Genomic DNA, 14533 nt, shown 5'->3' with positions numbered 1-14533 from the left:
CTTGACCTACGATACTCACACATCGCTATCAGTACCAAGAAAAACACCGCATTTTCAATGCAACAGTTTATCCTCAATCCACCTGATCGTTGGCCGATACCTCTCAATACCCCGGCAGATATGTCTCAGCGTCATAACCTGATAGCCAACTGAATAGCGTGATGACACTGTAATGACACGGAACTCTGAACACGCCCTCTTTCTCCAGCAACACTGCATTGTTGTAGCAGTCGATCCCATTAACTCCGCTATAAAAATTAAAAAGACAGGCTCACCTGTTCACCTTTAAATTTTTCTTATTTGTTTTCATTGGATTAAGTGATGATGGCTTCATCTTCAAGCTTTCACTACTGTTCACCTTAACACTTCACCTTATTAGATAATAAGGAATAAGGAATAAGGTGAACAGGTGAATATTTAATGAATAGTTAATAAAAAATATTCATCCGTTAACTCACTATTATTAATAGATTTTCAACAGGATGAATAGTGGTGAACACTTCACCTATAAACTTTATTTTGAGTCGAGTCACATGAGGGCATCCATTCTTTCGAGTCTTCGTTCAACATAACGTTTGACCGCAATCCTTGTTTTGTCCTGTGCCTCTGGTACGTCTTGTCATATTCCGCCATTGCTCCCGGCATATCTGTACCGAACCTGGTAAGCGATATCGGCTTGCTAAGCCCATTGGCCCGCATATAGGTAAGGTAAGCGTGGTACAGGTAACGACGTGGGTTAGACGGCATAATTTCAGCGTTCCCAATAAACATGCCGTCACAGACAACTGATGTTATCAGGTAGCCGCAAAAGTCCACCAGTGAATCCCCTTCACGTTTAATAACCAAAGCTTCCTCAGATTTCTGTTGTTCATACAGTAACCGCTTTGCTTCATCTTGATCAGCAAACTTGAACAGTAGATAACGAATTACGATCGCCAACTCGGCTTCTATTTTTTTGACCAGCATCGGATCACGTTCATTTTCCGGCACAACTTCGGAAAAATTGAAAATCACCCGGCGCCGGGAAATACCTCCGCTGCGATCGCTAAATGACATAGCATTATTGTTGACTGCCAGTACTACCGCAGAGATGCGAGTGGAGTACGGTGCCTTATGTTTCGGATCGATAGATACCTTGTCCCCGCCGGTTATCGCCTTGATGCCCGCGCCATCACCGGCATAACGCGTCATATCTGGCAGGATAATCAGCGAGTAACCAACCACCAGCGCACGATCCCGCGAATCCTCAAGCGCCTTCATACCAGCTGAAACCGTGTTGACTTTTCCCGCCAGCATTGTGCATATTTCCGCGAAAACGCTCTTACCACTACCCCCAGGACCAGTAACCTCAAGAAAAAGTTGCCAGTCGTAACGATTAGCCAGCACCATAAACAGCGCCGCTAATACGCGATCCGCTTTCCGGTTGTTGTTACCGACAGAACGACTCAACCATTTCCAGAGGTTTGGGGCATGGGTATCCAGCCTTTCACCTTCCACCTGAGCACTGAATGGTAATTCGCTTGCAATCAGAAGCCAGTCATCCTTGTTGTGCTCACGAAATTGAGCGGAACGGGTATCAAATACCCCATTACTGAACCCAATGAGATTACGGGCTGTAATCCCCATAACAGGTAGGCTTAACTTCATGGTTTCGACCGCTGACTTAATACCGTTCTGCGAATAGGCAGTTTTCGCATCAATAAAGATCTGCGCCATTGTTCGTTGTAGCTCTTTATCAGACACAGGCCCCCATACCACGCCGTTATAACAGTGAACGATATCGGAATCGGCATGTATCGCCAACGCGTCGTTGTAACGTGCCATGAGCACTTCTCCGCGCTGGCTTGCTCCCATACGAGAGAGGTCGGTAACTGCCATTCTCAACCATTCTTCAGGCGATGTGGACAAGGTATCCGGCAATATTGTAGAAGCGGGAAACACCCGGTTAATCCGGGGGGCGTCGCACAATAGAACCTTCAGGTTGTCGGGGCCGATGATATTGGCTACCAGTGCCATGCGATATTCGCGCTGTTTTCTGGTATCCGTTGCCAATAGTCCCTTATCGCATAACCACTCGTAAGTAGTTTGGTTGCTATCCACTAGTCGGTAAAGTTCCTTTGTCAACTGACCATACCGGGTAGTGGAGTCCTGATGTTGTTTCATCGCCAGTTCGGCATCTTCCCGTTCAACCTGATGGCCATTCACCCAGCGATATAGGCAGCTGTAAAGCGCATCAGACATAACTTCCTGCATTTGCATCTCTGCTGTCATGCTTGAGGTCTCCTGGTCATGGTGAACTTACCGATCAGAGGGTGGAACCAGTATTTACTACCGTATTTTCGCTTTGCCTCGCGAATGACGTTCAGTGCTGCCTCCCTGAATTTGACTTCATGGACAATAACTCCGGCCTTTTGCCGAAGCATCATTACGCCACTGTTCTGTGCTAATGCTTCTGCCTTGCTGGTGGATATCCCTATTTCTGTTGCCAGCATGATTAAAGGAGCCATCCCTTCAGGGATGGCCTCTCTGTTTTGCATGGCTGCTAATGCAAGCTCCAGCGATTTTACGCGTTTCACCAACTCATCATGTTGCGATAGGCTTACATGAATAGCTTCCAGGAAGTCTCTTTGAGCCGTAGGCGACTCCCCTTGATGTAGTTTTTGGGCGTGAGCGTGCCACGGCCCGATATCGTGCCTATTTAATTTGTTCATAATTAAATCTGGGAAAATAGTTTAGAAATGATAACGAGTTATGAGCTGACGTTTATATCCGCAAGAGGATGGGAATTATCCCCATCCCTGCCTATAACGTTTCATTTACTGACCAGTTTCTCTAAGTCCGACAACCTCCAGCGCAGGCGATTACCAATTCTTACTGGGCTTATCGGTCCTTTGCCATAGCACGCCCAGCAACGTAGCGTCTGCGGTTTCAGCCCTAGGAAGTCGGCGGCTTCATTAGTTGTTAATATCTGGCGTGTTGCAAATGCTTCTTGAGGTTGTAATGAGTCTGGCATCGTTCAGAGTTCCTTACTGTTGGGAAGTATTGAGAGCGATGTGAGTAGACAATGAGAACCATGGGTGGAGTAAACCCTGGACCATGGGTAGACTTTTTTATTAATTGATTTTTATACAGTTATTAATGGAGAAAGTTAAATCTACCCAGATATACGGGATTAAACCACCATGGATAAGGTAACAATTTGAGGTAGGGAAAACGCCAGAATAGCGTTGATTGACATACGGCGCGGGTGCTTACAAAGTGCTTACATGAAAGAAATAGTTAATGAAATTAACGAGAGGATTTATCGTAACTTATTGATTTAATGGTGCCGATAATAGGAGTCGAACCTACGACCTTCGATTCCAATGACGTGTTTCACAAGTCATTGATTCTTCGAACCGAATGCGCTGCTCCTGAAAGGCAAAACTGACACAACTGATCACAGTTGCCCCTGAATAATAGATCGGGGGAAAGATGAAATACAAGCCTAATGCGTATCTTGTTAAGGAAAACTCTTCGGTGTACTCCGTTAAAGTCACCATCCCGCCTTATATGCGCTCCTTGTTTGGGAATCGAACAGCGTTTATGCGTACAACTGGCACGTCCGATATTAGGGAAGCCAGGATCATTCGTGACAGAATCATGCACGAATTTTTCACTCTGCGTGAGCAACTCAAGCCTAAGCCGCAAGGAAATTGCGTTGATCGCGTGCTGAAAGAACTACGCTCAATTCACCAGTATGTAAACCAGAATGCGGGAATCGACTTTGCAACGGCTCGTGTTTGTCCTTCACTTGTCCAGTTACGTGATGAATTTATCGTTCAGCATAATGACAGGCGCAAGCTGTCTACGCTCAGTAAGTACATTAAAGCGGTTGAAGTTTTTACGGCTCATTTCCGATGCAAAGATTTTCGCTTGCACGACATCAACAGAACAATGGTCACAGACTGGCTCGACAGGGCAAAACAGGAGAAAGCTAGTCAAACGCTGGCTAATTATCTTGGTTGCCTGTCCCAGCTTGTGGCACTGGCTCAGAACCGCTATCACGATGCGCCGAAGGAGAATGTTTTTACAGGCCATAAGCTGGATGTACGCCATGATCGGGAAAGCTACGAACCCTTTAGCGGTGACGAACTGGCTAAGGTGTATGCGATGCTTGATGAAGAGATGAAAGCCGTTGCGATAGTGGGAATGCATAGCGGGATGCGCCTCAATGAAATTTGCTCTTTGCAAATCAGCAATATCAAAACAGTTGAGGGGATTTGGTGTTTCGAGGTGACGGAGGGTAAGACTCGCAATGCGGCTCGCTTGGTTCCGATTCATAGCCGATTGACGACACTAGTTAAAGACCTCATCCAGAACAACCACAACGGCTTTCTGTTCTACCATGCCAGCATTACAGAACGTGCAGACGGCAAGCGCTCAACGTGGCATACGCAGCGATTTACACGGGCTAAGCGTAAAGCTTTAGGAGAGCAGGGGACAGAGCGTAAGGTGTTTCATAGTCTCCGGGGAATGTTCGTCAGCCAACTTGATCGAAAGGGTGTACCTGAAGACAGGATCGCGTTGATTGTAGGCCATGAGAGAGGGAAAACGGAGAGTTTCAGAACCTACAGCAAAGGTGCAGGGATGAAGGAGCTATCAGAGTATATGGAGTTAGTAAGTTACGGTAGTATTCACTGAGTATAAGGGGCGCTATCCCCTTCACTTTGAAGGAGTGCAGGAACATGGATTTACAGGCATGGGATAACGTCATATCTATTGCTTCGAATGCTGTAACAGGTTTAAGCGTGCTTGGTGGCGTCATCTTCAGTGGGTTTAAACTTCAGGAGATGGTGAAAAACAAGAAAATGGAGCAAGCGTTCGCATCTGCGATAGCGCTTAAAGATGAGATCGATGCTACGAGGGGTCGTTATAATCGTATGCGTTTCGACCTTACGCGCATAATGACTTTTATCGACACGCTCGCACAGACAGGCCAAAGAGTCGATCAAGAGAGTTACTATCAGATTCAAGGTTCCTTAAGAAATATGGCGGAAAGCACTTTTCTTATTGGTAGCTGTTTCGTCAAAGTTAGGCACTATAACGTTGCTATCAAACAACCAGCCTGGGAACCATTCAACGCTCTTCTACACTCTGCTGGTGAAACGCAAAAAGCTATATCGAAATTAGTAAACCTCATCACGCAAGCCTTGCTTAAAGAGCAAATAACAGTGGAGGAATTCGAGACAATTCGTAAACTTTACGATGAACATGGTGAATGGATGAAAGGTGTCAATAACGCGATTGCCGGAATAGATATTATTAAGTTTGACGATTTCTTTGACTTCAGCAAAGTTAATAAATAAAGCCGGCATTAACCCGGCTCTTATATTTTTAGCTTTCGTTCATTAATGTAATACCATACAGCGCTTATCACTGACCAAGAATGCTTTGGTTAATCTGGAAGTTCTGATCATCAAATGCCCACTCAATGCGCTTATCAGCTACCGCCTCCACCATCACTCCAAATTCAGGAGATGGATTTACGGTAAGATTAAAATCAGCTTTTAAATCCGGGATAACAGGTTGATAACTCATAGCTGGCGTTGCTGGCATCATTTGATTATACCAACCACCATTTTGCACCTGTGATGCAACAGAAGAATCAGAACCAGAACTAACTATATTTTTAATCCGGCTTGCCATATCTAAAACACCCGGTGGCAGCAGTGATTCCCCAACAAATGTTGCGCCTTGCTGAAAAACATTCTGCTCTTCTGGTTTATCAGTTCCGAGAAGTCTATTTTTCCATTCAGTGATAATAGAAAGGACATCGAGCAAATCCTTAAAACCTTTCACAGTCTGAGCCGTCCCCATTCCTAAATCCTTCACCAAAGGCACCAATGAACCCATTTCAGAGGAAAGATTCTGTGTATTGATTCCAAGGTCTTCCAGTCCTTTACTAAACGAAGCGGCAAACTGATCACCTAATGATTCTTTAGCTTGGTTAAATACTGCTGACATCTCAGTCAGATTATTGATGGATTTCTGTTGAGCGGTCGTTAGTGCTAAATGAGAATCAACCAATTCATTTTGAATCTTGAGAAGATTTTCACCACCACTTGAAACAGAGTTCAATACATAGCTCATATCGTTAATTCGTTCACCAAAGTTAACAAATTCTTGTTGAGTTACTTTACCTGCATCTCTGAGACCACGCATAAATACAGCAAACTCAACTGGCGTTTTAAATGAGTTTAATTTGGCGACTGCCCCTTGATTGGTATATCCAAGACGTTGACGCATTACGTTAACGAGGTCTGATAGTTCCCCACCACCGGTAAAGTTGCCATTTTTATCCGTGTTACCAAAGGATAAATCACCCTGTTTATCTAACCAATCTTTGCTGATATCAGCATATTTTTCACGGGAGATGTCAAAACCTGTGGTAGCGAGAGAGGCACGGCGCAAACTCATATATTCAAGATCATTTCCGCCAAAACTTTGGATCATCTTCCTGCCCTGGTTCCGTTCAATGGCTCCCGCCAGTGTTCCAGAGATGATTTGATACGCCTGCTGTCCTAGGAATGCGGCTGCTGTCGGTCCTAACAACTGATCAACAGGAAGGATTGCAGATGCATTGCGTGCAACCCAACCAGATGAACCCTTCCTATGTGGTTGACCTGACTGTTTAGCCTGTCTCCGCTGTTGTCTTGCCAGTGCCTTTTGCTGGGTCATATGGATCGCCATTTGTTGGTTCATATCCCGGAGGGAGATAGCCCCTTGCTGGTACTGGCTCACCAGATTCTGCGCGTGGCGGGCAGCGGTAAATCTCTGAGCACCGTTTAACCCCTCAATTCTTCCAATGTCAAATAATGCCTTGCGCTCTTTTAATCGGGCATTTTCTGCTACTGAGGCTTGTTTCTGCTGTTGCTGCATCTGGATTTTAGCCGCTTTGCTCTGGGCTGCTGCCAGCTTTTTTTGCTCATTGGCTTTTGCTTTAGCATCTACAGCAGCCTGTTTTGCTGCTTGCTTCTGTTGTTTATCAATATCACGCTGTTGTTTTAATTGCTGTTGATGTACTTGTTTATCTGCTGCCTGTTTGGCCTTAGCTACCTGATTGTTTGATTTAGAAAATTCCTGTTGAAGCTTCTTCATGTCATTTCTGACTTTTTTCAGGCTGTTTAGGTCTGTTCGGTAAACTATTTTATTTACCAGAGTGCTGGCAGTAATCTGTGTTCCACTCATGTTTATTTACTCCATAAAGTAAAAAAGCCTCAACCCCGTAAAGGGCGAGGCTTTAGATTAATATCATCTTTATTTGTTTAATGCTGTTACCAGACTTCGAAATGGGCCATCGGGGTATTGTCTACATACCCTGGCACTCAGCGTATGTTTATTCAAGCAAACCTTATCCGCCAATTTTGTAATATTAAAAAGTCGAAACATTTCGCCGTCTGTGACTTCCAGAGAAAAAGTATTTCCCTGAGAATCTGTTAGTTCTATTCTTGCCATTTGTTTAATCTCCAGAGAAATATTAATAGGATATGGGCTGGTATTTGCTGCTGACCAACCCAATATTCAACAAGCAGCATTATTAGCGCTGCTGTGAAGATCATTAATTGGCAGTGATAATCAGACTGAAATTAGTACCGTGATTGACAGGTAATACCGACGCCTCTGATACTAGCTCCAATTCCCCGCGCTCTTTCTCGTACTGATAGGAGAAATATTCTTGAGTAATGCCAGACGCCGCTAAATTAGTATCAACTGAGGCAGGACCATACAGATGTTGATAAACGTTCGTGTTGCTCTGGAATACTGGCAACATGACCGCTGTACCGTCAGCGATAAACGGAGTCAGGAGCGGATCCGTAACCTTGATTACGTCGATGCTCAGTCCTGGCAAGGTGAAGGTTTGCACATTTGGCAAAACCTCTTTGCGCTGATAGACAATATTCATTTCGCTAAACGGGTCAACGTACTGGTAGGCGCTTTTCATGGAGGCGTGGAAACGCAAACTATTATAGAAACTTGCAGAGGCAAAACAGACGACACGGCGAACATCCGTCCACAAACCATCTGTTGCAGTGCTAATTTTATCCAGGAACCCGTTAAACACCTCTAGTGCATCGGTAGAGCCGTTGGACAGGGTAATAGTATCCGTCATCATCGGAGCATCGAAACTGTCCGCATAATCAATAACTGGCGCTTCCTGAGTGTACGGGGTCTGAACCAGCCCACGAAACAGAGCATCACCGTACGCAGCCTCGATATACCGTTTATAGGCTTTAGCATGTTTGAGGGTGTAATCGGCGACGATATCGAGCATGGTTTCCTGAACATCTGTCCCCGGTTTGCGTCCGGCTTTCTGGAAATCAACAGCGCTCACAGTATCCTCGCGGTGCAGATGCAGAAGCTCTACAGGGAAGCTGTTAGCAGGAGTCCGAGCCGTTGCGTCGTGTTCAAAACTGTAACGTTTTTTCGGTTGGTTCAGGAGAGTTTTGTTATCCTCAATCAGTCGGTCGAGCATAACGTAAATACCATTGCTCGAAGACTTATCGAAAATATTCAAATTCTGTAGCAGATAACCCTCGCTAGGGGCGACTTCAAAAATCGGGGCGAGGTCAACCATTTTATAGGCATCATATGAAAACATATTATTTTTCCTTTATTATTTTAGTTTGTGGATTATTTTAATCAGGTAGTCGGCAGATCATTGCCAGTGCTGAAATAAACAGCAGGATCAGCAGAAAGGAGTTCTTTAGCTTTTGCTACATCATCACAAACCAAACTGAAATCCTTAATATGGATATTCGTATTTGCTACCAGAACAGCGACAGGCGTAGCGTCAGCATCTTTATATTCAAGCACAACGTTTGCAGAGGTAGAAGCCGAACCGACAATTTCGCCACTATCATCAATTACAGTACCAGGGACACAATCTGGAATTTTGGGAAAAACTTTTACTTTTCGGCTATAGCCATTTAATTCACGGCTTAGAACGTCGCAGACGCTGAGATTAGGTTGTGGGAATTTAATTAATGCCATCAGGGACTCCTTTATTTTTAATAATCTGTTTTAGTTTATCTTGAGTAGTTTTATTTTTAGATTTATTTAAATCTTCGTCCTGTTCTACTACAGGAACATTTGCAGTTTTAGCGAGCTTGATTAGCTCGTTTGCCGTTTCGACGTCATCAACTAACAGTGTAACGGGGATTTTCCCGTCAAACGTTTTGACGCCTTTTGTAATTGTAACCATAAACTTAATTCCTTTTACTTTGCAAAGTATAAAAGAAAGGCCACAGAAATAGTGGCCTTGATACAGAAGAGAACATTGATTAACTCGAATTGAACTTTTGGAGGAACAATTCACAATATACACTCACGAAAAATATATATTGAGAATTGCCCCATTATCTATTGTGGTGGGTGAATGAGGCCCGGAGCAATAATGAGGATTCCCGAAAGTAAGCGAAATGCCAATAACGCCTATGTCTCTGTAGTATACAATATTCTAAGTATAGCATCCGTTGATTATTGTCTACATATTTATAATAACATTAAAACATTATTTTGTCAATAAATAGAGACTCTAAATAGAGACATTTTTAATATTTTTTAATTTTATTTATTTCTCTAAACCATTCCTGCAGTGTCTGGAGTTTAATATTATCCAAAGTTCCACTTCGATATTCTCTGTATTCATTTACACTATACCCTAATGTAACTAAACACTCCGCCATTTTTGCCAGATGGTCAGGTGATGTATTCGGATATTCATCCAGAAGAATTTCTAAAATGGAGTCTGCTGAATGGTGTTCCAGTTCCTCACCTGTTAAAACTCTAATGCTGTTTTCATCATATTTCAATCTATCCTCCAGTGTGTTCAAATATGCCTCTCAGAGCACCTGTATCGCATTCTGAGAGGTTTTTATATTTAGGTGATAGTTTATGGAGAAACTTGTTCAAACACGTTATGAATGGTTCTGGTGATAACAATCAGTTCCATCAGGTTAATATACAAAGCTGCATCAGCTTCCAGTAACCACTCCAAGAAGAAATCTGGATGCTCAGGCAGTTTATTCATCGCTTCTAGTAGCATCTGGTAGTTTGAATAATAGGCATCTGGGTCAATATAGCTATCAACCATCAGACTATGCGCCAGCGGGTAGTGCTGTTCTACAAATTCTTCTACTATATTTTTGTGTTGTTCAAAATCGATCATCTTTACTTCCTTTATTATTATTGTTTTTAGTCGGTGATGCCTGGTGCATCAAAATCTAATCCAAGATCATTTCCCGTAAAGTTTTCATTTTCCAAGCGGTTAAACTCAAGCCAACCTTCATACTCATTGATGTTATCAAATAAACATTCAAATTTGAGCGGCTCTCTATTGAATTTAAAACCTATATACCTCTGACGTGGTTTCCACGTCACACCATCCATAGAGTTAATTGTTTCTTGTTCTTCTGGTGTCAGTAGTGCAGATTCTTCGTAGAGTTTGATTATTTTTAGAGGTTTTAACTTCTTAGGGATTTTTACTTTTTTTGTTCTGCTGTTAAATCCGATTTCTGTTGATTCCTCAAATACTGTATTTCTAGCTAATGCCAACATTCCTCCCATTTTATTATTTACCTCCCCAGAGTGTTGGGGAGTTGAATCATTTAAGCTGCTTCATCACCGAGATGAAATGCGAGGATCTCGCTGTCTGTTCTGCCACGTTTCATTCCATCAAAAACGATAAATTGAACGTGATAATACTCGTCAAGGTCTGTTTCCTTAACATTTCTCGCACCTGCAATTTTCTTCACGAGAGAGTTAAATCTAACTTTATCTTTCGCAGCAACATCAAAGCCTTTATAACCAGTTTGTGCTAACCTGAGTTTGTAAACTTCGTTAGATTTATTTTCTATCTGGTGACGCTGGAAGTTGTATTGCCAGAGGATTTTGCAGACCTTTTCTACAGTCACAAAATAACGTCTAATTTTTCTACCCTGCTCACCGGGTGTTAACATCGCAATTGTTTTTGCATCTTCAATGGTAACGAAGGTTTCCTTTTTCTTTGTCTTTCCAGTAGGCACCATTCGACTAAAAGGCTCGTTATCAATTTCTTTTAATACTGACTCAACCCACTGATTAAACTTATTGCGTTTATATTGTTTTTCCTGCTGTGTTGAACGAGATTTTACGCTACCCGAAAGTTCGGGTATCGTTCCTGGCTTCTCTAACCCGTCCGGATTTTCGGACGGCTTTCCGGGTGGTGTATAATACGGTGTATCTAATGCTTCCCAAAGTTGATCTAAGCTTACAAGAACATTTTCTTCATCTTCAATCAAGAATGGAAATTGCTTCTTATAGTCCTCAATTACTTTTACTTGTTCGGCTGGTAGGTCTAAACGTTTTAATGCGGCGGGTAAGTTGTTAATGCTGACCTCAAAAGTTTTCTTTTTATTCAATGTTCCTCCTTTATTTTGAAAATGATGGGATATCACCATCATCATCTGATACAACAGAGTGCTGTATTGTAGGTGTTGCCTGTGCTTCTTTAGCCTCGCGCGGAATACCTTCTAAAATTTGCTCGACGGTTTTCACCTGGTATAGATTTGATGTTCCGTTTCTCGATGTTTTTGAGATCCATCCCAGAGATTCGAGCAGCGAGATGCATCTCCCAACAACCTGTCGGGAACCAATACCCAATTTGTTACCTATTTTTGTTTGTTCTGGATAAACCTCCTCGCATGTTTTGGAGAACCCCAGGAGATAACAATAAACTAGTTTGAGTTTGAGAATTGTGCTGCTATCGATGGTTTTTTCGTTGACGTCTGTTTTAATATCTAACGCCAGGATACGGTAATCAATTGCCAGAAATGGTGGTTCTTTTTCGTTCATTTAGTTCCTCATTGTTTAGGATGGTTTTTAGAAGTTGGCAGACAAGCGCCGGAATACTCGTCCCGGTTCGTTTGGCTTCTGCCAATAGCTGTTGGTATAACTCTGGTTCGAATCGAATATTCATCATTTTTTGCTCTCCTCTTTCCATCGTTCGAAAAGTTCAATTGCTGTTTTAAAAAGTGCCTCGCGTTCAGCATAGCCGCGTGATGCTGCAACATATTGGTTTTGTCGAATCTGATATAGTGTGGCGTTGCCAGTTTTCAGTGCTTCTACTACCTGTTCTACGGTAAAATATTTCAATGATCCTCCTTTAGACATAATAAAAATACACCTTGCAGCCATAGAATGGCTCAAAGTGCTTTGCGTTTTAGGTTTTTGCTTTCCTATATCTTTATATTACACGAACTAACGTTAGATGTCAATACATTCTTAGCATAGATTTTTACAAATGGAATAGTATCAAATTCCCTGTCCTGGTGTCAACCAGATTTACCAGCAATCTCATAACCCCCTCTAAAACGCGATACAACGCGTTCTGAGAGGTTTTCTCATCTCAGATGTACCATTTATCATTTTTATCATTTAAATCGCTTAGAGAGCGTTTATACAGGGTCTGTATTTGACATCAGTAAGCTGTGCTAAAGCGTAGATTAAATTTGAGGTACAAAATGAAATTGCGGAAGGGACACTATGTACCTCACTATTTTTCCCCTGCCGGGAATACAAAACTAACTTATGATCTAGTTTATAGACTAACTTATGATTATATATATATTATTAATTATAAATAATTAATATGATTTAGATCACTTTGTAAATTCTGACTTTTGGAACTTGTGATCTGATCTTCTCCCTGCGGGAGGTTTACCACGAATCAGAAAGTAAGAGATTAAAATAGGTTTATCATTTTTAATTGATTAGTTTCTGTATATGAGTGTTAAGAGTTTATCATATTAACAGGTTTATCGTTAATGTGGTAAAGTCTGTTACACCTGTGTCTGCATCACGAATGAAATGAAATGTAATGAAGTGAAGACACAAGTTATAGTCCCCGCGATATCAGCCAGAAATCATCTTTCGGGGACTAATACTATCCACGCGATAGCGGGAAGTTCTTAACTTATTAACTATAACTAGAGATAAAAGATATGATCTTATAAAGATTCTTATAGTTAATCTTATAATTATTCTTATTGTGTATCAGCGTTAATACACCCCCTGTATTACTGTTAATACACCCCCTGTATCGATGGTGATACAGGTACCTGTATCAGTGTTAATACACCCTATGGAACGGGGAATAAATCCCTATGGTGTGATAGGTAGGTTGTCTAACAGGGTAATAAAAATCTATTACCCCATTTATACAATTTCAATCTTAATCCTCTATTCTGGCTATATTCTTCATTAACGTGATCAGTATATGCCTAAAGTGTTGTTTATAATTGTGACTCTCCAGAGGAGTATCAACATCACTAAATTTATCATCAGGGCCAATTGAGAAGGAATAACGATATTCATCACTTAAATATTCTCGAGAGTAATTATCTGTCTCAAGCAATTGCAAATCAACAACAATAAATTTAATTCTATTTTTAATGGTTAATTGAAATTTTATATCTTGGTATACCTCGAATATTAGTTTACCACAGCCTTCATCATCTGCATGTATGACATTTATATCAACCCTAAAATTATCAAGCATTTTTTTAGCTTCTTGATAATAATAATTTTTACGCGTCTGGATGTTGCCACAATCATCGACAAGATCACGCATGCGGCCTTCGCTACGTCTAAAATCATTAATATCCATTATGGCCTCTTGTGTTGTGTGTGTAGTTCACGTTTAAAGTTAACTTTTAAATGTTAAAAGTAAATTGCTCAAACATTGAAATGTGATCATAACGACAGGTGAAGCAAAACAACTATTGCATATACTGCATATACATCACCGTAAACCAAATTTCGCTTGTTTTAGTTAACGGTTAATTTGCTAAACAACATTATCTCTTCTCTCATTGTTATAATGTAACAATTATAAAAATATCAATTATTGAATAAATTTTTCCTGTATAAATGATCAGTGCTTTAGGTGAGAATAATTCTTGATTGAGCGGTGATCAGAGAGGGTAATCTTGCTAATAGAATCGCGGGATTATGAGGATTATTACGTGGTGATCAGAGTGGTTAGATTACAATTTAGCAAACAGTAATCTAAGTTTATATGAATAAAACACTTTAAAATCAATTACTTACATGGTGTAACAGCTATCAAACAGGCGGTTGACCTGTTATATGCATGGTGTATTCAGTTCTTATGCAAGTAGTTATCATGCGGCATCATGATATTTTGAAATTATTAGCGTGGTAATCAATAATCGGATTGGCTTGCTTAGAAGCTCGGAAATAGAGCAAAAAACAACCAATTTTAATCGAATTAAATAGGTGTTAATTAGCGTTTAATTCCCTATAAATCCATCTGATATTTTTAGCCAGTTAGAGGGTAACCCCGTCCCCCGTTTCTAGGTGGGCAGGGCTAAAAGTGGGGGGAGAATAAAACCAAAGTAAAAGCAATCTAACTTTTAAACTAACCACTTGAAAATGATCTAAAAGTGATCAATCATAATCTTCATTATGTAATCTAGATTAGAGGGTGGTA

15 protein-coding genes are annotated in these 14533 nt (G+C 41.4%); 2 read left to right on the top strand and 13 right to left on the bottom strand.

The genetic code is table 11. The annotated features are described in order from the left end of the window. Positions 1–501 precede the first annotated feature (501 nt). Both ABLV30_RS21815 and ABLV30_RS21810 read right to left on the bottom strand, forming a co-directional pair. A complete protein-coding gene (locus tag ABLV30_RS21815; RefSeq protein WP_020323953.1) occupies positions 502–2271 on the bottom strand; it encodes a DUF5906 domain-containing protein in 1770 nt (589 codons plus the stop codon). Further along, positions 2268–2537, bottom strand: a complete 270-nt coding sequence (locus ABLV30_RS21810) for a hypothetical protein (RefSeq protein WP_223178539.1) — start codon at positions 2535–2537, stop codon at positions 2268–2270. The genes ABLV30_RS21815 and ABLV30_RS21810 overlap by 4 nt, the downstream gene beginning before the upstream one ends. A 937-nt stretch (positions 2538–3474) precedes the next feature. On the opposite strand from ABLV30_RS21810, the gene ABLV30_RS21805 reads away from it, so the two are divergent. Further along, the gene (locus ABLV30_RS21805) at positions 3475–4683 is read left to right on the top strand and encodes a site-specific integrase (protein ID WP_348865672.1); all 1209 of its coding nucleotides are present in this window, start codon (positions 3475–3477) and stop codon (positions 4681–4683) included. Positions 4684–4727: 44 nt separating this feature from the next. Next, positions 4728–5348 (top strand): hypothetical protein, encoded by a 621-nt coding sequence (locus tag ABLV30_RS21800; RefSeq protein WP_348865671.1) that lies wholly within the window; start codon positions 4728–4730, stop codon positions 5346–5348. Positions 5349–5415: 67 nt separating this feature from the next. Here the strand turns inward: ABLV30_RS21800 and ABLV30_RS21795 are convergent, their stop codons facing one another. The 11 genes from ABLV30_RS21795 to ABLV30_RS21745 all read right to left on the bottom strand — a co-directional run bounded on the left by ABLV30_RS21795 (position 5416) and on the right by ABLV30_RS21745 (position 13687). Then, positions 5416–7230 carry a hypothetical protein gene (locus ABLV30_RS21795; protein WP_348865670.1) on the bottom strand — a complete coding sequence of 605 codons (1815 nt, stop codon included), beginning with the start codon at positions 7228–7230 and terminating at the stop codon, positions 5416–5418. A gap of 370 nt (positions 7231–7600) precedes the next feature. Then, positions 7601–8641: a major capsid protein gene (locus tag ABLV30_RS21790; RefSeq protein WP_348865669.1), complete on the bottom strand. Its 1041-nt coding sequence runs from the start codon at positions 8639–8641 to the stop codon at positions 7601–7603. Between the two features lie 41 nt (positions 8642–8682). After that, positions 8683–9033, bottom strand: a complete 351-nt coding sequence (locus ABLV30_RS21785; RefSeq protein ID WP_142367766.1) for a hypothetical protein — start codon at positions 9031–9033, stop codon at positions 8683–8685. Further along, positions 9020–9244 carry a hypothetical protein gene (locus ABLV30_RS21780; protein ID WP_348865668.1) on the bottom strand — a complete coding sequence of 75 codons (225 nt, stop codon included), beginning with the start codon at positions 9242–9244 and terminating at the stop codon, positions 9020–9022. The genes ABLV30_RS21785 and ABLV30_RS21780 overlap by 14 nt, the downstream gene beginning before the upstream one ends. Before the next feature lie 349 nt (positions 9245–9593). Beyond that, positions 9594–9854, bottom strand: a complete 261-nt coding sequence (locus tag ABLV30_RS21775; protein WP_348865667.1) for a hypothetical protein — start codon at positions 9852–9854, stop codon at positions 9594–9596. 80 nt (positions 9855–9934) lie between these two features. Continuing rightward, a complete protein-coding gene (locus tag ABLV30_RS21770; RefSeq protein WP_348865666.1) occupies positions 9935–10210 on the bottom strand; it encodes a hypothetical protein in 276 nt (91 codons plus the stop codon). Positions 10211–10236: 26 nt separating this feature from the next. Beyond that, positions 10237–10608 (bottom strand): hypothetical protein, encoded by a 372-nt coding sequence (locus ABLV30_RS21765; RefSeq protein ID WP_348865665.1) that lies wholly within the window; start codon positions 10606–10608, stop codon positions 10237–10239. A 41-nt stretch (positions 10609–10649) separates the two neighbouring features. After that, complete coding sequence (locus ABLV30_RS21760; RefSeq protein ID WP_348865664.1) at positions 10650–11441, bottom strand: hypothetical protein; 792 nt, start codon at positions 11439–11441, stop codon at positions 10650–10652. 10 nt (positions 11442–11451) lie between these two features. Continuing rightward, entirely contained in the window at positions 11452–11874 is a 423-nt protein-coding gene (locus ABLV30_RS21755; protein WP_348865663.1) for a hypothetical protein, read from the bottom strand. 123 nt (positions 11875–11997) lie between these two features. Beyond that, positions 11998–12192 (bottom strand): hypothetical protein, encoded by a 195-nt coding sequence (locus ABLV30_RS21750; protein ID WP_348865662.1) that lies wholly within the window; start codon positions 12190–12192, stop codon positions 11998–12000. Between the two features lie 1060 nt (positions 12193–13252). Continuing rightward, a complete protein-coding gene (locus ABLV30_RS21745; protein WP_094089207.1) occupies positions 13253–13687 on the bottom strand; it encodes a hypothetical protein in 435 nt (144 codons plus the stop codon). Positions 13688–14533: the final 846 nt, after the last annotated feature.

Source organism: Klebsiella sp. CN_Kp113, from assembly GCF_040064585.1.
Taxonomy (GTDB): domain Bacteria; phylum Pseudomonadota; class Gammaproteobacteria; order Enterobacterales; family Enterobacteriaceae; genus Klebsiella; species Klebsiella michiganensis.
This window is presented reverse-complemented; position numbering and strand designations above follow the sequence as displayed.

Coding starts and splice junctions, on each gene's coding strand:
- ABLV30_RS21785 (WP_142367766.1), bottom strand. CDS start 9,033: ATGGCATTAATTAAATTCCCACAACCTAATCTCAGCGTCTGCGACGTT.
- ABLV30_RS21815 (WP_020323953.1), bottom strand. CDS start 2,271: ATGACAGCAGAGATGCAAATGCAGGAAGTTATGTCTGATGCGCTTTAC.
- ABLV30_RS21810 (WP_223178539.1), bottom strand. CDS start 2,537: ATGCAAAACAGAGAGGCCATCCCTGAAGGGATGGCTCCTTTAATCATG.
- ABLV30_RS21800 (WP_348865671.1), top strand. CDS start 4,728: ATGGATTTACAGGCATGGGATAACGTCATATCTATTGCTTCGAATGCT.
- ABLV30_RS21745 (WP_094089207.1), bottom strand. CDS start 13,687: ATGGATATTAATGATTTTAGACGTAGCGAAGGCCGCATGCGTGATCTT.
- ABLV30_RS21770 (WP_348865666.1), bottom strand. CDS start 10,210: ATGATCGATTTTGAACAACACAAAAATATAGTAGAAGAATTTGTAGAA.
- ABLV30_RS21790 (WP_348865669.1), bottom strand. CDS start 8,641: ATGTTTTCATATGATGCCTATAAAATGGTTGACCTCGCCCCGATTTTT.
- ABLV30_RS21765 (WP_348865665.1), bottom strand. CDS start 10,608: ATGGGAGGAATGTTGGCATTAGCTAGAAATACAGTATTTGAGGAATCA.
- ABLV30_RS21795 (WP_348865670.1), bottom strand. CDS start 7,230: ATGAGTGGAACACAGATTACTGCCAGCACTCTGGTAAATAAAATAGTT.
- ABLV30_RS21755 (WP_348865663.1), bottom strand. CDS start 11,874: ATGAACGAAAAAGAACCACCATTTCTGGCAATTGATTACCGTATCCTG.
- ABLV30_RS21805 (WP_348865672.1), top strand. CDS start 3,475: ATGAAATACAAGCCTAATGCGTATCTTGTTAAGGAAAACTCTTCGGTG.
- ABLV30_RS21780 (WP_348865668.1), bottom strand. CDS start 9,244: ATGGTTACAATTACAAAAGGCGTCAAAACGTTTGACGGGAAAATCCCC.
- ABLV30_RS21750 (WP_348865662.1), bottom strand. CDS start 12,192: ATGTCTAAAGGAGGATCATTGAAATATTTTACCGTAGAACAGGTAGTA.